Consider the following 17,569-nt stretch of genomic DNA (forward strand, 5'->3'; position numbering starts at 1 on the left):
GGTAAAAGTTTGTGAACAGACATATTTGTGTATACAATAATGGAAAGGAATAAGAGGGAAGAGGGTGTCTTTATGGAACCGAATCACGAAGAGCCAAAACTCGAAGCTTTTGATAAAATTTTAGTAGCCTTAGAGAACGAGCAGATCGATTTGTTCCGTTCGGAATTTTTAGAGCTTCATCCTTACGATCAGGCATCGATTTTTGATGAAGTGACTGAAGATAGAAGACAACAAATATATACCTACCTTTCTCCTCAAGAAATGTCAGAGGTTATTGAGCATTTTGATTTTGAAGATGTTTCCCCTCTTATCATTGAAATGAACCCAACTTATGCTGCGCACATACTAGCTGAGATGTCTACAGATGATGCAGTAGATATAATGAATAACTTTGAAAAAGATCAGGTTGCAAGTTATTTGACACTTATGCATAAAGAAGAAGCCGATGAGATTAAAGATCTTCTTCATTATGAAGAGAAGACTGCAGGTAGTATCATGACAACAGAATTTGTTGTTGTGAATAAAAATATGACAATCCGCGAAGCAATGGTTCATCTCCGAACACAAGCTCCTGATGCTGAAACGATTTATTATGTGTTCGTCGTAGATGAAGATAAACATTTAGTTGGAGTTATTTCTCTTAGGGACCTTATTATTTCAGAAGAGGATTGGCTAGTCAGTGATATTATGAGTGACAGAGTAGTCTATGTTTCAGTTGGTGAAGACCAAGAAGTAATTGCTAAGATTATGCGTGACTACGATTTTTTAGCATTACCCGTAGTCGACTTCAAAAAGCATATTTTAGGGATTATCACTGTTGACGACATTATGGATGTCATGGAAGAAGAAGCAAGTGATGACTATTCAAAACTTGCTGCTGTTTCTGATATGGACCGTGCGGATCTAACACCATTCGATGCCGCTAAGAAACGTTTGCCTTGGTTGATTATCTTATTGTTCTTAGGGATGGTGACAGCCAGCTTGATTGGTCGTTTTGAAAATACATTAGATCAAGTAGCTATTCTTGCGGTGTTCATCCCAGTAATTGCGGGGATGGCTGGTAATACTGGAACTCAGGCGCTAGCCGTGACTGTGCGTGGTATTGCAACAGGAGACATTTCAAAAGAGGGCAAATTAAAACGTCTGAAGAAGGAAACTCTGACTGGACTCATTACGGGAATAACTTGTGGTCTTATTATAACTGGTGTAGTCATGCTTTGGTTCGGTCATGTCTATCTTGGGATGATTGTAGGATTCTCAATATTATGTTCTTTAATCGTGGCAACAATAGCAGGTTCTTTCCTTCCTTTATTGATGCACAAAATGAATATTGACCCAGCAGTAGCGAGTGGACCGTTTATAACGACCATCAACGATATTATTTCGATCATCATTTATTTTGGTACGGCTACTATTTTCATGGATTTATTGATATAAGGTAAAGACCTCCCCAAAGAATTATTATTATGGGGAGGTTTTTTCGCATAAAGATGTGAACAGTTCTTGCGATTATACAATATTTTATATAAAATAGGACTAGGTACTAATAACAAATCATAAGAAAGTATTATATCCTGTTTGGAGGCCAATAAATATGAACTTTTCATTAGAAGGTAAGACTTATGTGGTAATGGGTGTAGCTAACAAGCGAAGTATTGCTTGGGGAATTGCACAAGCTTTACATGATGCAGGAGCTCGATTGATTTTTACTTATGCAAGTGAACGTTTCGAAAAATCTGTCAGAGACCTAGCTGATTCACTCGATAGGGATGACTCCTATTTTTATGAATGTGATGTCACCGATGATGAAGCAATTGAAAAGACATTCGCTGATATTAAAAATGATGTAGGGGTTATTCATGGTTTAGCACACTGCATCGCATTTGCGAAGAGAGAAGATCTGCAAGGTGAATTCATAGACACTTCTAGAGATGGGTTTTTATTAGCTCAGAATATCAGCGCATTTTCTTTAGCTGCAGTTTCACGAGCGGCGAAAGACCTAATGACTGAAGGCGGAAGCATCATGACTTTGACTTACTTAGGTGGAGAACGCGTCGTTCAAAACTACAATGTCATGGGTGTTGCCAAAGCGAGCTTGGATGCTACTGTAAAATATTTAGCAAACGACTTAGGAAAGCATGGAATCCGCGTAAACGCAATTTCAGCTGGGCCAATTCGTACACTGTCTGCTAAAGGTGTAGGTGACTTTAATTCAATTCTTAAAGAAATTGAAGAAAGAGCACCACTTCGTAAACCAGTAACTCAAGAAGAGGTCGGCGATGCAGCTTATTTCTTGATGAGTCGATTGTCACGAGGCATTACTGGGGAAATCATTCATGTAGATTCAGGATATAGTATCCTGGGTAGATAAAAATCTGAATTGAAATCTTCGAACTTCTTCTCAAAAGAGGAGGGTTCGGAGATTTTTTATTTGGCTCTGTTAAAGTTTGTTGATGATTCTGACGAAGCGCTTACCGACGGATGCTTTTTGACGACCTGGATGGTCTAGTGTCGGCTTTGGCCACAGGACGTGGCCGTTTGTAGCCGACTAGGAGTCACCGTCAGGCGCGTTTTGTCAGAATCAACAAGGTAGCACTCAATTTCGTTCTTCTCAATTAATAACAATGGACTTTAACAGAACCTTTTATTTAAATGTATTGTTTTCATCCGACCAAAATTTTGCGATTCTTATTTAAAGACCCGACAAATGGCAAGTACTTCGTAGCTGAGATTCACTCCGCCCAATTCTTTCGCATATAATACATCAGATTATATGAGAGGAGATAACACGCATGGCAGATCGCTTTACGAAGCCTCCAGTGCTTTATATCGCCCAGAAGAAAGAATACTTACCAAACGTTTCAGCTCAATCCTTCTACTATAAAACTGAGGATCAAGTTTCATCCAATTCTAAGAAAAAGAAATCTGGCAATAGGTCGAACTTTCAAAAATTTAGTTTACAGGAGAAATTAAATTACTTGAAAGATATGCCTAGTATCATTCCTAAGTTGACATGTGAAGTATCAACAGGGAACGGAACATATAGAGGAATTGTTGAAGAAATAACTCAGGAAGTAATCGTAATGAGGAACCAAGAAACACTTTTGAAAGAAAAGCTTTTAGTTTCAACGGTTAAAGATATTAGATTGTTAAGTTTTTAAAAATTTTTACCCAAAAGAAAACGCTGACCAGTGATTGGTTCAGCGTTTTTAATTGATTATTTTTATGAAATGGATCTTGTTGCTGGTAAACAAGTGACGTGACAGAAACATTTCAGATCCACCGTAATACATAGTCCGGTCCCTCTTAAGTTAGCAGTTTTCTGCTTTGTAGGGTCGTGATAATTTTGTTGAGAATCACTTGGGTCTCTTAGAAGTTCAAGTGTTGCACAACAATCATCATCAACTTTTTTCACTCGGAAATAAAAGCTTGCGACCACCGTTCTCTGTTGGTTGTTCTGAACAGCGAACCCTTTGAATGGATCACATTTACAATAAAGTAGAACAGGTACCGTATCTAATCCTGTTGGAGAAGTAGTGTCTCCTAACAAATCTTCAATCGACTGCTTACAGCTGATATCGCAATCTTCTGCAACAATATCATTCTGAGCGTCCACAATTTGTCTAAGAATATCACACACACAATTTTCACTACGATGCTCATCGCGACAAGACATTTAATATCCCCTTTCTGGTCCAATGACCTTCATACAGTAATAAACTATGCTTTTGAATCTGGGCGGTGTGGGCGGAAAGTATATTTTTCAATTATTGTTTTTCTCGAAAAAAGGGCGTTTGACCATTCTGATTAAAAATGGATGAATATACTAATATCGATATCATGGCTAACTAAAGGAGTGAAAATATGTCTGATTCAAAAAAAGAAATACATGTAAAAGACTTGGTGATCAAGGCAGATAATGTGATATTCGAACAACCGCGTAGAGAAAATCCTTTTTTTGGACCTAGAAAGATGGAAGAAGAAGCAATAGAAGATATCGATAAAAGAGAAGATGTAGCCGAAGAAACTGATGATGATAACGATAGAAAACCTCCATTTTATTGGATATAAGGAGAAATCAGCAGGAACTCGTGTAAAACGGGTTCCTTTTATTTAGTAAAACTATTTTCAAAGATGCTGGGAGGGCGGAGAAGATGTATGATGGAAATTTCTATCAGATTTTTGAGCAATGGGGCAAACTGTTTCAACCCCCAGAAAAGCAATTTAAAAAAGAAGAACAAAAATTCAACGATTGGGAAAAAATGTTGGATTCGGATGCTGAAAAGATAGGTAATTGGATGGAGGAGTTAGGTAAATGGTTCGAATCTTCGTGAAACGTACAAAAAAATTCCTTCTTGAACGAATATGTTAGTAACAAAACGGGTATTAGTTAAATAAGAGGAGGCGGATTCTGATGGGTTATATTCTACCGATTGATCATAATCAATATAGCCAGTATCAACGTCGAACCATTGGTAACGAAAAGCCCTCTATATTTTTAGAGCGGACGTTCAGAACTGAGTTGAAAGGCATGCTTCATCATAGACGGTATAAATTGAATGATCAACTTCGAAAAGAAGAACATGGGAAACAACAAGAACGCCGTCAATTGAAACACGAATTATATACCACTGATCAAACTGAAGTTGTTAAAAAAGATTATGCCCAGTTAGCAAAAATAACAGGAAAAGGTGAACATTTTAGCGAAATGATTTAAGAAGACAAATTTTGAAGGAGTTTCGTTAGAATGGACATGAAACAGATTAATGAACATTGCTATTATTTTTCAAGCTCTGTCAATATTGGTTATGTACATGAAGGGGATCAAGGTTTAATAATTGATGCGGGAATCGATCAATCAGCTATACGGAAAGTGGTGAGACAGTTAGAGGATCACCATTTGCCAATTACGCATTTATTCATTACTCATGCCCATGCAGACCATTATGGCGGGGCTTCTTATTTGCGTAAGAAATATGGGGTAAAAATAATTGCTCCTGAAATGGAAAGTGCAATCTTGAATTATCCGATATTAGAACCAATTTATATGTTCTCAGGTAATGAGCCAATTGAAGAACTGAGAAATAAATTCCTAGAGGGTCCGCCAATTGATGTTGATGAGGTGGTGAAGGAAGGTAGGTTTCTGGAGGATAATTTTGATTTAGAGTTAATAGCAACTCCTGGTCACAGTTATTATCAACTCTGTGTTGCAACTCATGGAGTGCTATTTGCAGCAGATACTTACTTTGGTAAAAAAGAAATCGAAAAACATAAAATTCCCTATATTACGTGTGCAACAAAAACCATTGAAAGTTTAAACAAACTTCTCGATTATTCTTTTAACGGAGCAGTACCTGGTCACGGAGAATACGAAGAGAATTACAAAGAAACCGTTCGATATAATATTGAATATCATAGGAAGTTATTGCATATGATATATGAGATTGTACAAGCATCCTCAACTAATATCTCTCATGAAGAGTTAGTTAGAGAGATGTGTGTGAAACGGAAGGTTAAAGCAGATCAATTATCAATGTTCTTGCTTTTTCGAACTGCTGTCACGTCCTACCTCACTTATTGGATTTATCGAGGGGACATTGTACATTCCATCCAGCAATTCCGCTGGGTGTTTCATATAAAGGAGGAAGGTTAATTGCTAACCTTCCTTTTCTTTTGTTTCATTTAGGTTCACTTTGCTTTTTCTGAACTTCAGAAGTATAGAGGTGAGTTAATAATTCAAGTATTTGTAAGCCTCTTTAATATCCCATCACGAACATTCCTGATTCTTTATCCCACTCTGCGTACATTACATCTTCTACTAAAAGTCCTTGGGTTTCGAGTTCTGCTTTGATTTCCTCTTCAGTGAGTTCAACTTCCTTCAAGTTTTCATAAATGATTTCCCCGTCAGATATCATGGTGATCGGAAGGTTAGTAGTTTGAGGGGGGAGGTTGAATTGTTCATTCGTAGGTGATTGATAATTGAATTTTTTTAACACACTGATTGCACCATTCGTTTCGAATACAGCATATTCAACTTCTTTTAAAGAGAACACGTCTTTATCTCTTAATAAGTGCATTAACTGGTTAATATCTAGTTTACACTTTGTCATAACATCTTTCTGTATTTTTCCGCGCCGAATGACTAACGAAGGCTTACCCTCAAGGGTGGTCCGAGTCCGTCTGAATTTCTGAGTCAACCATTCAATCACATAAAGCAAGACCCCCCATAATGCAATAGCATATAAAATCATTGATATTCCAACTTCGGGGTCGAACAATGCATTACCTACAAGTTCCCCCAATACGAGTGCTGCTATAAAATCGAATGCGCTGATCTGAGTGATTTGGGACTTACCTAGTACTTTAGTTAAAACGAATAGGGCTGAAAAACCAACTAATGAGTCGACTGTGATTTTCATAAAATCCATTTGATTCACCAACTCTCCACGTCCTCATTATGGACTTTTCAATGCGCTTGCATACATTAAAATGAAAGTCGGTAAACAAAAAAAGCCTCCCCACTTTTTTGTGGGAAAGCTAGTCATATCTAAAGCTTTTTAATCATTGTTACGTGTGGAATACCTGCATCCATAAATTCACCAGATACCGTTTCATAACCTAAGTTTTTATAAAAATCTTCGGCATGTGTTTGACCGTTCAATTTAGCTTTCTGGTAGCCTTCGATAAGGATGCGCTTTTCCATTTCACCAATGATTTGTTGACCATAATGGTTACCACGGACGTCTTTAAGTACGCATATTCGCTCGAGTTTTCCATACTCATCAACGAATCTCAAACGACTTGCTGCGACGGGCTTGCCTTCTGGATCATATCCTACAAAATGGATGGAGGTCTCATCGTGCTCATCCATTTCTTCTTCCATAGGAACATTTTGCTCTTCTACAAAAACAATCTTGCGAATATTATATGCGTCTTCCAATTGTTGTCTGGACTCGACTTGTTTGATATTCAACATGATTTAGCGACCCAATTTAAAAGTTTCGTACACGGTCCAAGTTTTATCTTCTAATTGATATAACAATTGGAAACGATCAATTTGGTCTTTTAAATCGAAACTGGACATTTGCAGGCTGCCAAAAATATCAGAGTGCTCATCTTCTGATAAATCCTGACTGATAGTAATATGTGGCACGAAAGAGAATTCACGTTGATCAGGGAAATTACCTTCATGCATTTTGTCACTCAAAGTCTGTAAGCTCTCGTTAGGTTCTACCTTGAGGTAAACCGTATTTGTGACAGGACTGAATGAACTTACCTTTTTAATTTCAATTTCAAACGGCTTGACTTGGCTTGAGATCTTCTCTAATTCTTCTTCGATTTTTGCAATTTCATCTTTATCAGCTTGAAATTTTTCCTTTAGAGTAATGTGAGGTGGTATATAAGAATAATGTGGATCGTACCTCATACGATAGGAATTAGCAACATCTTGTACTTCTTTAGATGGAAAGATGGCAATACCATAGTTTAATTTTGACAATTCAATCCCTCCTATAATCTATATACGAAATATTTGTCTATGAAGTCTAACTTTTATTATAACAAAAGTAAAGGTTAAAAATCTTGTGAAAAGTTGATTATACCCCAAAAATAGTTTGAATGGCACGGGGTAAATCCTTTTGCCATTGCTTCCAAGTGTGTTTTCCCTCTAATTCGTAGAAGGTATAGTCTTCTGTTTTTTTCTCTAATAGTTCTTGCAATTCCTTATTCGGTGTCAAAAAGTCATCAATTTCACCGTTTGTCGTTTCAACTTTTTCTTCTTCATCGCCAATTGTATGATATATGGACATTGAATCTAAGTGTTCTGATTCTTTGACCATATCCATTACACGTTCATCGACATACGGAGATTGCATGATTACTTTCCCGAAAGTATTCGGGTATTTTAAGGCAGTCATTAATGACACTGTTCCTCCTAACGAATCACCCATCAACACACGACATGAACTTACGTGATAGCTAGGAAGCTCCTTGTCCAACAATGGTACAACCTCAAAGCGAAGAAACTTAATATAATCTTCTTGTTTATCACTATCCGGATGATATTTATCCCAACGATCGTAGCGATCTTTATAGTGTATGCCAGCAAAAATTGTATTCTCTATAGAACCTTCATCATGTAATTTATCACTGACACGTGCTATTCGCCCTAGCTGATAATAGTCATTTCCATCTTGCATGATGCATAAATGATATTTATATAAGGGTGAGTAATTTTCAGGACGATAAATCTTGATTGTGAAGGTTTCATTCATGTATTCACTTTCAATCTCTGTTTCAATCATTGATCCATCTCTGCCCAAGTTAAAAACCTCCAAGTTCATATATTTACATGAATATTTTATCATAAGTCGATTAGATGGCTAATAATTTGAATTTAAGTGATAAGTTGACCCGTGATATAATAAGAAGTGAAGGGGATGAAGAAAATGAGCATTCATTCGAAGCATATCAAGAGCCAAGAGGTTGAAAAAGCTGCAAGAGAGCGATTAGAAGAACGCGGGGTCCCGATTTATAGTATTGCAGAAATCGTGTATCAGATGCAGAAGCCCTATAATGCTTCATTAACATTAGAAACTTGTATAGAAAGTGTAGATCGCGTCTTGGAAAAGAGGGAGATTCAACACGCTATTCTTGTTGGTGTCGAACTAGATGTTTTAGCTGAAAAAAATCAGCTTACTGAACCTTTACAATCCTTAATCGCTAGCGATGAAGGGCTATTTGGTGTTGATGAAACAATTGCTCTAGGAGCTGCGCTCGGATATGGAAGTATTGCTGTAACAACTTATGGTCATTTAGATAAACAAAAAGTAGGAATTATAGAAAAACTCGATACGAAAGATGGAGTTCAATGCCACACATTTTTAGATGATATCGTTGGGAGTATTGCTGCTAATGCCTCAAGTAGAATAGCCCATAAACTCAGAGATGAGGAAGATGGATTACCTGAAGAGGAAGTCATCCAAAGAGAGCAAGAACATAACTTTTAATTTAATATAATTTTAGAAATAAAAAAGAACTTGCCAATCGGCAAGTTCTTTTTTGATGAGAAAGAATATAATTGGCGAGTTTTCAACTTCACTTATATTACTTATTCATCTGATGTTGCGATAACCTCTAATGATAATTTCACACTTTCTGTCAAATCATCTTGTGACCAGCTTGATAATTGTGGTTGTTGTTGAGCTATTTCGTGCGATGGTGGTAGGTGGATGAATCCTGCAATATAATTCAAATCACTGACCGCCTCATGATGTAATGCTTGGTACATGACATGATTACATAAGTACGTTCCAGCAGAGTTTGAAATGGAAGCTGGGTAACCATTCTTTTGGACATGTTCGACCATCTTTTTAATAGGAAGTGTCGTGAAATATCCATCGGGCCCATCATCAAAGATTTTTTCACCGTTTGGACGGTGACCTTCGTTGTCTTCTGGTCCGTCGTTACAGTTGATGGCAATTCGTTCAGGGGTGAAATGACGACGGTTTCCAGCTAATCCTAAGGCCACAACAACGTCAGGTTCAACGTCCTTGATCATTTTTAATATCTCATCTCCAGATCTTTTAAAATCCACTGGTAAAATGCGACTTTCCACAACGTAGCCATTTAATTCTTCACCATTTAATCTCTCTGCGATTTCCATAGTAGGGTTAGTTTTGAATGATAAGAAAGGTTCGAATCCTGTCAGTAATATTTTTTTCATAAGTCTTAAATTACTCCTTTGATTATTTAGTATCTGTCGGTCTTGCAATGGTTTGATAGTTTCCTAAATTTGCATAGTTTGGTCCGGCTAATCTTGCTACCGGATTGAGTGCTTCAGCAATGATTTTTCCGTCTTCATAAACGGCTTCATCAAAATGATAACAGAGGACTTCGCCTATAAGAAGGTCATTTGAATAAACTCCATCTTTACCAAGTGGAATGGACTGACTCAAGCGACATTCCATACGAATTTTAGGTTCTTTCAGTGATGGTACAGTAACTTTCTCACTGTCTATCGAAGTCAAATTCACTTTATCTACTTCACTGATACCATCTTCATATGGTGCGGCTGTTTGATTCATCTCATGTAATATTGTTTCATCTACAATATGGACGACGAACTCTTTATTTTTCAAAATGTTCCTTGATGTATGTTTAGCCATTTTTCCATCGACTCGACCTACAGAAAAAGCAATCATTGGTGGTTCAGCACTGACTACATTAAAAAAGCTGAAGGGTGCAGCATTCAATGTCCCTTCCGAATCCATGGAGGTTACAAATGCTATTGGCCGGGGGATAACACTACCACTAAGTAATTTATAGTTTTCTTTTTTATTCAAGGAAGCAGCATTGATTGAAATCATATGAATCACCCTTCTATAAATGTTTTATGAAACGTTCTGGCGCATCAAGAAAATCTTTCATCACTCGGACGTGTTCCACTTCTTCGAAGGCGACTTCTTCCATGGAACCTTCTACAATCTGATAAATAGCTGCATTGGGCATTGCCATAATCATGGGCGAATGAGTCGCTATGATAAACTGTGAACCTTGCTCTACCATCTCTTTAATAAGTGAAATTAGTGAAAGTTGTTTTAAAGGAGAGAGTGGGGTTTCAGGCTCATCAAGTACATATAACCCTTTTCCTTTCATTCTGGCTTGGAATAAAGATAAGAAACTTTCCCCGTGTGATTGATATTCTAGTCCATCTCCATATAAGTTTTTAAGTTCCCCTAAATTCCTAGCATAAGGCAACGCTTCTAAGCTATTCGGATCTCGAGCTTTTATTTCACGATAATCTTTTTCTAAATCTTGACGAGTCTCCCTTGTCTTTTTCATGAATGAGGTAAAATCTTCAGATCTGAAGAAGAAGCCATCTTTAGACTTGAAGCTCCAAGATAACTGAAGATGTGGGGCTAATTTTCTAGCAGCATCAAATGTATCGTCTATATCCATAGTTTCTCCACTTACCAGGATGTGATTAGATTGGTAGGCGATAGCTTCCAACAATGTTGATTTTCCTGAACCATTATCTCCAACGAAAATTGTTACTGGTTTCTGTAAGCCAATAGACTTAAATTCTTTAATCACTGGCAACTGAAAAGGGAAGCCATTTGATGGCATGGTCGCTTTTTTCTTGATTTCTTTTAATAACATCTTTTGCACCTTCCTGACCTTCATTTATATATTATCAGAATAGCCAGAAGGATGAAAAAAATTGCCTTAAGTATATGATGAATTGTGGTAGAATGATTGTAAAAGATTGGTTGACTAGCAGGGGGGAAGAGATGTGAATGAAGAACACGATTCGAGAATCAGTCAATTAAAACATAGGAAGACGCTCCTTTTAACAAAACTAGGGGAATCAATATATCACGAGTATAGATTAGGAAACGTGTACAGTGATGAGCTGAAACATTTTGGTGATCAGCTACAAACAATTGATAAGCAAATTTATAAAACGTTAGAAGAGCAAAATTCATCTGTAAGGCGTGAACACATCGAATGTGATTGTGGTCACTTGCTTGATTCAGACGACTACTTTTGTCCGAAGTGTGGAAAAAAGGCACCTATCAAGGAATCTAAAACGGAGCCAAGCTGTGATAATTGCAATACAGAGTTGTATGGAAGGGCGAACTTTTGTCATGTGTGTGGAAGTAGACAGGTAAATGAAAAGAGGTATGCTCGTTGATCTATTGTACGAAGTGCGGAAAGGGTAATGCTGATCAGGCTAATTATTGTATAAATGATGGGGCTGCCTTACATAGTTATGAACATTTACCTCAAATAGATGAATCTTCTTTGCTCGACTGCAAAAATTGCGGTACGGAACTTCATGAGACTGCGAATTATTGTCATTATTGTGGTCAATCACTTGAAAAGATAACATCACCTGAAATGAAGGTGAACCGCCCCTTGGCTAAGTTTGAAAAATTGACTCCTTCAATGGTACTACAGTCATTTGTTAAAACATTTCCAGTTGCCATAATTACGCTACTCACTTTATTTTTTGTGAGCCAATTGTTTATTTCTGAGACAGATATAGAATCTTCCTTTGATCAGAACATTAATGAATTCACTATAATAGATCAACATGACCGTACCCTTCAGGAAGTGGAACATTTTAAATATTATACAATGTACGGTTTCGATAATATGGGAATGACAGACACGAGCCAAATCTATAAACCGAGTGACATCATCTTATCTTCATTTATGGTTTCTAGTGAATACAAAATCGAAGATTCGAATGTTTTATATGGTTCTGATTCTTCGATGCCTGAAACCGAAAGAAGAACAGAATTTAATTTAGGATTTTTGTATCATTTTATGATTTTTATCGTAATTTTAGCGTTGATCTTGTTTGTTTTGAGTAAAATTCAAAAGCGAACAAGTCGCCTCACTCCAATAATTGCGGGTTCAATTACATATGGCATGTGGATGGCTCTAGGTGCTTTGATTATTGCATATCTCGCACAGACTTCATCTTATGACGGAAATAATACAACTATTTATTTTTCCTATCCTTTATTCGAGGTTATTTGGAAATCCCTACTTCTAAGTGGTGGTTCTTATCTATTGTTAAAGTTAATTTTTTCCAAACTACCTCTTCATCCTTGGCTACAATCTATTGTTGAAGGGGCAAGGATAGCTATTACACTGTTTATTACGTTGGTTTTCATAAGCACTGTAATGTTCCTAGTTGTACAATCTCGTAGTGAAACTTTCTCATCTCTAATCGAATCGACTTCGTTAATTAATGGGTTAGCAGTTATTATACAGATTGCAGTAGTGCTATTAAACTTGATTATCTTTAATACTTTTGGTTATGAAAATTACTATTCTAATTCGTTCATAGACGCAAAATATTCCCTGATGAATCAAGTAATCGAGAAGGTTCAAGAAGGCCCGTTCATGGAAGTTACTGATTTTTATTTTGATCCAATTTCTCAAATTGAAAATGTTATATGGATAGTCTTTGGATTATCTATCATACTTTTACTGGTTCATTCCAGGAAATTTGTTCGATTAAGTTTGAAGTCGAAAATAACGGCAATAACGTTATATAGCTTGATCTTTTCTACGATAGTAGGGGTCTTCAGTTATGGAGCGACATTTGTAGTTGAACGCTCAAATTTTGGTGATAATGCAAATCAAATGATTGGTTTCGATTTGTCAGCTTCATTATTTTACTCGTTTATATTCGTATGGGTTATTACATTTGTTGGATCATATTTAATCGCAACCTTTAAAAATAATACATCAATGGATTAGGTGATTATGTGAGAGATAAGAGTATTCTTCCTTTAAATGACCAGGCTATTACTGTCTCATTTGGAGAGAAAATTGATCCTGATATAAGACTTGAAGTTCAAAGTTTTTACCAGTTCATCAAGGATAAGAATTTGAGTTACATCATTGACATTGTGCCGACTTATACGAACGTGACCATCTTTTTTAATCGAAGTGAAATTAATTTTAGAACTTTTGAAAAGATACTCAATGAACAATTAGACTCTTTTTCTTTAAATGATATAGATTTGCAAGGGAAATTGGTGCACATCCCCGTCCTTTATGATGGAGAAGATTTAGATCGTGTAGCAAAACACCACAGTTGTGAGGTAGAGGATGTAGTCAACAGACATATGTCAAAAGACTACCCAGTGTATATGATTGGTTTTTTACCTGGATTTCCTTACTTAGGAGGCTTGGATGAACGTTTAATCACTCCTCGTTTGGATTCACCGCGTAGATCTGTTGAAGCGGGAAGTGTAGGCATTGCCAATAACCAGACTGGTATATATCCATTAGAGTCACCTGGAGGATGGAACTTGATCGGGAGAACTCCAGTGCAAATCTACCAGCCTGAATTGAAAGAACCTTTTCTCTTTAAAGTAGGAGATGTTGTGAAATTCTATGAAGTGAATTTAAGTGAGTATCAGCATTGGATGGCTGAACAAAAAGAACCAAAATGGGAGTGGATGAATCATGAAGATTGATTTGAACGCTGATCTTGGAGAGAGCTTCGGTGCATATACAGTGGGTAATGATGATGAACTCTTGAAATTGATTACTTCTGCTAACGTAGCTTGTGGATTCCATGCAGGTGATTACTCGACCATTCCTTCAACTATCCATAGTGTTAAAAGTAATGGAGTATCCCTAGGAGCTCACCCAGGATTTCAAGATTTACAAGGGTTCGGCAGAAGAATGATGAAATTAGCTCCTGAGGAAATCTATCATTTGATCATCTATCAATTAGGCGCAATTTCAGGTTTCGCGAAAGCTCAGAATGTTCCTTTAGTACATGTTAAGCCGCATGGAGCACTATACAATTTCGCTTGTAAAGATTGGGAAGCAGCACAAGCAATAGCTCAAGCTGTCTATGATTTCGATTCTAGTTTAATTCTTTACGGATTATGTAATAGTGAACTAGTTGATGCAGCTCAGGAGAAAGGTCTGCGTGTGGCTAGGGAGGCCTTTGCAGACAGGCGGTATACAGACGATGGACAACTGATGTCACGAAATGAATCAGGCGCTGTTCTAACTGACACAGAAGATATAACAAAACAAGTATTACAAATTGTTAGAGACGGTAAAGTAGTCTCTGGCAATGGGAACGAGGTGTATCTGAGTGCAGATACTATTTGTATTCACGGGGATACTTCAGAAGCGGTTGAACATGCTGTAGCCTTGCAGAGTACTTTAAAGGATAACGGTATCACTATAAAATCGTTGTAAGTGACAAGGAGAGGTTTGAATGCTCAAGGTCATCAAAGCAGGAGTATATGCTTCAGTACAAGACCATGGTCGTTTGCATTACAGAGCATTTGGAGTGCCAACGTCAGGAGCAATGGATCAGTATGCATTTAAGATGGCGAACAAAATAATCGGTAATCAACTTGGTGAAGCAGTAATTGAAATCACCATGGGTGGAACTTCTTTTGAAGCGTTAGATGATGTTGACATTTCTATTACAGGGGCAGACCTTAAGGCTACAGTCGATGATGAGGCAGTTGATATATGGCAAGTGATTTCATTGAAAAAAGGTCAAAATCTAGCATTTAAAGGGCCAGAAGCCGGGCTCCGTTCATATATAGCTTTCCCTGGAGGCATTGATGCACCAGAATATATGGGTTCTAAATCTGTTTATGAAAAAGCAGGTCTCGGAGAGGTGCTAGGTAGTGGTGATATCATCGTCTCTAATGAACAAAAATCATTAGATCATACTCACGTTGGACTACAACAAATCCCAACTTATACGAAAGAAACTACAGTCAACGTCATACCCAGTATTCATGAGACACTTTTTGAAGATGAATCAGTAAAACTTTTTTATAATGAAGCCTTTACCCTTAAGCAAGGAGATCGAATGGGGGCGCTTTTAGAAGGAGTAAGTAAAATAGACCAGATAGAAAAAGGTAATATCGTTTCAGAGGCAACAACTTTCGGGACCATTCAAATACCGCCAAGCGGCCACCCGATGATTTTACTTGCAGATGCTCAGACAACAGGTGGCTATCCAACAATGGGTACCATTCACTCGGAAGATGTTTGGAGAATTTCACAATTGCCTCCTGGAGGAAAAATTCACTTTAATAGATACAATCAATTCAGTTAGTAAGCATTATTAGTTTTAACTGGTCAAATTTTCCCAAAATTTAGATTTTTATCTACAAAATGATTGAATCGTGCAAACCTTAATAGTAAAATGCCAAGTAAATGTAAGCGCATTCAATATATAAAACTATTAAATCAGGAGGGTATTGCATGAGTGGGATATGGTTAGCACTAGTCGGTGGTATCGTTTTCTTCTTTGGGTATCGTTTTTATTCCAAATTCATTGCTGACCGAATTTATCGATTAGATCCTGAGTTCGTAACACCAGCCCATCAATATAAAGATGGAGTGGATTTCGTTCCGACGAATAAATGGGTATTATGGGGGCATCACTTTACCTCAGTAGCTGGGGCAGCGCCAATCGTGGGACCCGCAATTGCTGTCTATTGGGGTTGGCTACCTGCGCTATTATGGGTACTGCTTGGAACAGTTTTTGCAGCAGGTGTACATGATTCAGGGACGCTTCTAATGTCAGTTCGTAATAAAGGTCAATCCGTAGGGACGTTGGCAAACAAATTAATTGGCCAGAGAGCTAAAATTTTGTTCTTATTCATAATACTGCTATTGGTATTGATGGTGAATGCAGTGTTTGCTTGGGTTATTGCAAACTTGTTCATCTCTAACCCTTCGAGTGTTGTTGCTGTTTTCATCCAAATTCCTTTAGCTATTTGGATTGGTTACTCTGTTTATAAACGTAAGGGAAGTATGTTAGTACCTTCGTTGATTGCTTTAGCTGTGATGTATTTTACAGCGATTTTAGCAAGTTACTTCCCGGTACTTCAAATTGATCTTGTGCAAATGTTTGGCGGTGAGGGAGCAACGACCTTTATTGGAATGAACGCCACTGCAACTGCATTCTTTGCATGGATCATTATCCTTATGGTATATGTGTATATTGCTTCGACTTTACCAGTTTGGAAACTATTACAACCACGCGATTATATCAATTCTCACCAGCTAATTGTAGGTTTGGCTTTGCTTTATATAGGTCTACTTGTAACGAATCCAGAAGTTACAGCACCTGTAACAAATTCAGGGGCAGATGATAAATCTTGGTTCCCGTTACTGTTCATAACGATCGCTTGTGGTGCCATCTCAGGTTTCCATGGTCTTGTTTCATCTGGTACAACTTCAAAACAGTTGAATAATGAAAAAGACGTTCGTTTTGTCGGTTATTTAGGTGCGATTGGTGAAGGTGCTTTAGCATTAGTTGCAATCATCGCAGTTGTCACTTTCTTCCCAACTACTGGCGAATTCACAAGTACGTATAGTGGCTTCACAGCAGCAAATGGTGCGGGTCTAGGTGTCTTCGTACAAGGCGCAGGTCAACTTATTAATGGCCTTGGAATCCCTGTTGAAGTAGCTACTACTATAGTAGCCGTAATAGTAGTAAGTTTCGCTGCAACTACACTTGATTCTTCTGTTCGTTTGATGCGTTATATCATTGCAGAACTTGGAACTGAATATAAGATTAAGCCGATTACAAAAATGCATGTAGCTACAACTATCGCGGTTGTGTCAAGTGCGGCCCTGACGCTAATTCCTGAAGGACCTAATGGCTTCGGTTCAGGTGGATATCTACTATGGCCGCTATTCGGTACCTCAAATCAGCTACTTGCAGGAATCAGCTTACTATTACTAGCTATTTGGTTGAAGAGAAGGGGAAGCAATTATTGGCCAGCTCTCATACCAATGGTCTTCTTGCTTGTGATGACTTTGTATGCCATGATCATTCAAGTATTCACTGAATGGGCTCCATGGGCAGGAGAAACTAGTGACTGGTTACTGTTCACATTTGGAGCAATTGTATTCATATTTGCTATATGGATTGTCCTCACTGCCTTTTCAATCTTTAATAAAGAAGGCGATAATCCAGAAGTCGACAATAAATAAAACTTGAAGCTCAAAGGATAAAAGCCGTGCAAATCGTACGGCTTTTATTCAA

General features: G+C 37.5%; 22 protein-coding genes. 14 read left to right on the forward strand and 8 right to left on the reverse strand.

The window, feature by feature from the left end:
- Nucleotides 1–39 precede the first annotated feature (39 nt).
- The 3 genes from mgtE (at nt 40) to CEY16_RS00965 (ending at nt 3,161) form a co-directional block, all read left to right on the forward strand.
- On the forward strand, nt 40–1,437 hold the full coding sequence (gene mgtE, locus CEY16_RS00955) for a magnesium transporter (protein ID WP_420795500.1): 1,398 nt from the start codon (nt 40–42) through the stop codon (nt 1,435–1,437).
- A gap of 157 nt (nt 1,438–1,594) precedes the next feature.
- Nucleotides 1,595–2,371: an enoyl-ACP reductase FabI gene (gene fabI, locus CEY16_RS00960; protein WP_101330103.1), complete on the forward strand. Its 777-nt coding sequence runs from the start codon at nt 1,595–1,597 to the stop codon at nt 2,369–2,371.
- Nucleotides 2,372–2,792: 421 nt separating this feature from the next.
- On the forward strand, nt 2,793–3,161 hold the full coding sequence (locus tag CEY16_RS00965) for a CotO family spore coat protein (RefSeq protein ID WP_101330104.1): 369 nt from the start codon (nt 2,793–2,795) through the stop codon (nt 3,159–3,161).
- A gap of 62 nt (nt 3,162–3,223) precedes the next feature.
- Here the strand turns inward: CEY16_RS00965 and CEY16_RS00970 are convergent, their stop codons facing one another.
- Nucleotides 3,224–3,676 (reverse strand): CotY/CotZ family spore coat protein, encoded by a 453-nt coding sequence (locus CEY16_RS00970; RefSeq protein WP_101330105.1) that lies wholly within the window; start codon nt 3,674–3,676, stop codon nt 3,224–3,226.
- Between the two features lie 188 nt (nt 3,677–3,864).
- On the opposite strand from CEY16_RS00970, the gene CEY16_RS00975 reads away from it, so the two are divergent.
- The 4 genes from CEY16_RS00975 (at nt 3,865) to CEY16_RS00990 (ending at nt 5,653) form a co-directional block, all read left to right on the forward strand.
- A complete protein-coding gene (locus tag CEY16_RS00975) occupies nt 3,865–4,071 on the forward strand; it encodes a hypothetical protein (protein WP_101330106.1) in 207 nt (68 codons plus the stop codon).
- A gap of 83 nt (nt 4,072–4,154) precedes the next feature.
- Nucleotides 4,155–4,334, forward strand: coding sequence for a hypothetical protein (locus CEY16_RS00980; protein ID WP_101330107.1), 180 nt, complete (start codon nt 4,155–4,157; stop codon nt 4,332–4,334).
- Nucleotides 4,335–4,414: 80 nt separating this feature from the next.
- The gene (locus CEY16_RS00985) at nt 4,415–4,717 is read left to right on the forward strand and encodes a hypothetical protein (RefSeq protein WP_101330108.1); all 303 of its coding nucleotides are present in this window, start codon (nt 4,415–4,417) and stop codon (nt 4,715–4,717) included.
- Between the two features lie 30 nt (nt 4,718–4,747).
- Nucleotides 4,748–5,653, forward strand: coding sequence for an MBL fold metallo-hydrolase (locus CEY16_RS00990; RefSeq protein WP_101330109.1), 906 nt, complete (start codon nt 4,748–4,750; stop codon nt 5,651–5,653).
- 103 nt (nt 5,654–5,756) lie between these two features.
- On the opposite strand, the gene CEY16_RS00995 is transcribed toward CEY16_RS00990, so the two are convergent.
- The 4 genes from CEY16_RS00995 to CEY16_RS01010 form a co-directional block, all read right to left on the reverse strand.
- Nucleotides 5,757–6,428: a DUF421 domain-containing protein gene (locus CEY16_RS00995; RefSeq protein ID WP_101331098.1), complete on the reverse strand. Its 672-nt coding sequence runs from the start codon at nt 6,426–6,428 to the stop codon at nt 5,757–5,759.
- 119 nt (nt 6,429–6,547) lie between these two features.
- Nucleotides 6,548–6,973, reverse strand: coding sequence for a GNAT family N-acetyltransferase (locus CEY16_RS01000; protein ID WP_101331099.1), 426 nt, complete (start codon nt 6,971–6,973; stop codon nt 6,548–6,550).
- Nucleotides 6,974–6,979: 6 nt separating this feature from the next.
- Nucleotides 6,980–7,498 carry a YjcG family protein gene (locus tag CEY16_RS01005; RefSeq protein ID WP_101330110.1) on the reverse strand — a complete coding sequence of 173 codons (519 nt, stop codon included), beginning with the start codon at nt 7,496–7,498 and terminating at the stop codon, nt 6,980–6,982.
- Nucleotides 7,499–7,595: 97 nt separating this feature from the next.
- On the reverse strand, nt 7,596–8,321 hold the full coding sequence (locus tag CEY16_RS01010) for an alpha/beta hydrolase (protein WP_101330111.1): 726 nt from the start codon (nt 8,319–8,321) through the stop codon (nt 7,596–7,598).
- A 126-nt stretch (nt 8,322–8,447) separates the two neighbouring features.
- Here CEY16_RS01010 and CEY16_RS01015 point away from each other — a divergent pair, with 126 nt between their 5' ends.
- Nucleotides 8,448–9,008, forward strand: coding sequence for a phosphatidylglycerophosphatase A family protein (locus tag CEY16_RS01015; protein ID WP_101330112.1), 561 nt, complete (start codon nt 8,448–8,450; stop codon nt 9,006–9,008).
- A gap of 101 nt (nt 9,009–9,109) precedes the next feature.
- On the opposite strand, the gene pcp is transcribed toward CEY16_RS01015, so the two are convergent.
- From pcp to CEY16_RS01030, 3 genes are read right to left on the reverse strand one after another with little or no spacing between them, the layout of a single operon-like run.
- Entirely contained in the window at nt 9,110–9,724 is a 615-nt protein-coding gene (gene pcp / locus CEY16_RS01020; RefSeq protein ID WP_101330113.1) for a pyroglutamyl-peptidase I, read from the reverse strand.
- A gap of 22 nt (nt 9,725–9,746) precedes the next feature.
- Nucleotides 9,747–10,367 carry a flavin reductase family protein gene (locus CEY16_RS01025; RefSeq protein WP_101330114.1) on the reverse strand — a complete coding sequence of 207 codons (621 nt, stop codon included), beginning with the start codon at nt 10,365–10,367 and terminating at the stop codon, nt 9,747–9,749.
- Between the two features lie 13 nt (nt 10,368–10,380).
- Nucleotides 10,381–11,160, reverse strand: coding sequence for an AAA family ATPase (locus tag CEY16_RS01030; RefSeq protein WP_101330115.1), 780 nt, complete (start codon nt 11,158–11,160; stop codon nt 10,381–10,383).
- 133 nt (nt 11,161–11,293) lie between these two features.
- Between CEY16_RS01030 and CEY16_RS01035 the strand changes: the two genes are divergently transcribed.
- The 6 genes from CEY16_RS01035 (at nt 11,294) to CEY16_RS01060 (ending at nt 17,517) form a co-directional block, all read left to right on the forward strand.
- Nucleotides 11,294–11,695: a zinc ribbon domain-containing protein gene (locus tag CEY16_RS01035; protein WP_101330116.1), complete on the forward strand. Its 402-nt coding sequence runs from the start codon at nt 11,294–11,296 to the stop codon at nt 11,693–11,695.
- Nucleotides 11,692–13,278, forward strand: coding sequence for a zinc ribbon domain-containing protein (locus CEY16_RS01040; RefSeq protein WP_101330117.1), 1,587 nt, complete (start codon nt 11,692–11,694; stop codon nt 13,276–13,278). Before CEY16_RS01035 ends, CEY16_RS01040 begins: the two co-directional genes overlap by 4 nt.
- 8 nt (nt 13,279–13,286) lie before the next feature.
- Nucleotides 13,287–14,003 carry a 5-oxoprolinase subunit PxpB gene (gene pxpB, locus CEY16_RS01045; protein ID WP_162297816.1) on the forward strand — a complete coding sequence of 239 codons (717 nt, stop codon included), beginning with the start codon at nt 13,287–13,289 and terminating at the stop codon, nt 14,001–14,003.
- Nucleotides 13,993–14,745, forward strand: a complete 753-nt coding sequence (locus CEY16_RS01050; protein WP_101330119.1) for a LamB/YcsF family protein — start codon at nt 13,993–13,995, stop codon at nt 14,743–14,745. Before pxpB ends, CEY16_RS01050 begins: the two co-directional genes overlap by 11 nt.
- A gap of 19 nt (nt 14,746–14,764) precedes the next feature.
- A complete protein-coding gene (locus tag CEY16_RS01055; RefSeq protein WP_101330120.1) occupies nt 14,765–15,625 on the forward strand; it encodes a 5-oxoprolinase subunit C family protein in 861 nt (286 codons plus the stop codon).
- 149 nt (nt 15,626–15,774) lie between these two features.
- The gene (locus tag CEY16_RS01060; protein WP_101330121.1) at nt 15,775–17,517 is read left to right on the forward strand and encodes a carbon starvation CstA family protein; all 1,743 of its coding nucleotides are present in this window, start codon (nt 15,775–15,777) and stop codon (nt 17,515–17,517) included.
- Nucleotides 17,518–17,569: the final 52 nt, after the last annotated feature.

Source organism: Halalkalibacillus sediminis (assembly GCF_002844535.1).
Lineage (GTDB): Bacteria > Bacillota > Bacilli > Bacillales > Alkalibacillaceae > Halalkalibacillus_A > Halalkalibacillus_A sediminis.

Excerpts from the sequence above, each read along its gene's own strand:
- CEY16_RS01030 (WP_101330115.1), bottom strand. The coding sequence starts at position 11,160 with ATGTTATTAAAAGAAATCAAGAAAAAAGCGACCATGCCATCAAATGGC.
- CEY16_RS00990 (WP_101330109.1), top strand. The coding sequence starts at position 4,748 with ATGGACATGAAACAGATTAATGAACATTGCTATTATTTTTCAAGCTCT.
- CEY16_RS00980 (WP_101330107.1), top strand. The coding sequence starts at position 4,155 with ATGTATGATGGAAATTTCTATCAGATTTTTGAGCAATGGGGCAAACTG.
- CEY16_RS01050 (WP_101330119.1), top strand. The coding sequence starts at position 13,993 with ATGAAGATTGATTTGAACGCTGATCTTGGAGAGAGCTTCGGTGCATAT.
- CEY16_RS00965 (WP_101330104.1), top strand. The coding sequence starts at position 2,793 with ATGGCAGATCGCTTTACGAAGCCTCCAGTGCTTTATATCGCCCAGAAG.
- CEY16_RS01055 (WP_101330120.1), top strand. The coding sequence starts at position 14,765 with ATGCTCAAGGTCATCAAAGCAGGAGTATATGCTTCAGTACAAGACCAT.
- CEY16_RS00995 (WP_101331098.1), bottom strand. The coding sequence starts at position 6,428 with ATGGATTTTATGAAAATCACAGTCGACTCATTAGTTGGTTTTTCAGCC.
- CEY16_RS00970 (WP_101330105.1), bottom strand. The coding sequence starts at position 3,676 with ATGTCTTGTCGCGATGAGCATCGTAGTGAAAATTGTGTGTGTGATATT.
- CEY16_RS00985 (WP_101330108.1), top strand. The coding sequence starts at position 4,415 with ATGGGTTATATTCTACCGATTGATCATAATCAATATAGCCAGTATCAA.
- CEY16_RS01015 (WP_101330112.1), top strand. The coding sequence starts at position 8,448 with ATGAGCATTCATTCGAAGCATATCAAGAGCCAAGAGGTTGAAAAAGCT.
- CEY16_RS01060 (WP_101330121.1), top strand. The coding sequence starts at position 15,775 with ATGAGTGGGATATGGTTAGCACTAGTCGGTGGTATCGTTTTCTTCTTT.
- fabI (WP_101330103.1), top strand. The coding sequence starts at position 1,595 with ATGAACTTTTCATTAGAAGGTAAGACTTATGTGGTAATGGGTGTAGCT.
- CEY16_RS01025 (WP_101330114.1), bottom strand. The coding sequence starts at position 10,367 with ATGATTTCAATCAATGCTGCTTCCTTGAATAAAAAAGAAAACTATAAA.
- mgtE (WP_420795500.1), top strand. The coding sequence starts at position 40 with ATGGAAAGGAATAAGAGGGAAGAGGGTGTCTTTATGGAACCGAATCAC.
- CEY16_RS00975 (WP_101330106.1), top strand. The coding sequence starts at position 3,865 with ATGTCTGATTCAAAAAAAGAAATACATGTAAAAGACTTGGTGATCAAG.
- pcp (WP_101330113.1), bottom strand. The coding sequence starts at position 9,724 with ATGAAAAAAATATTACTGACAGGATTCGAACCTTTCTTATCATTCAAA.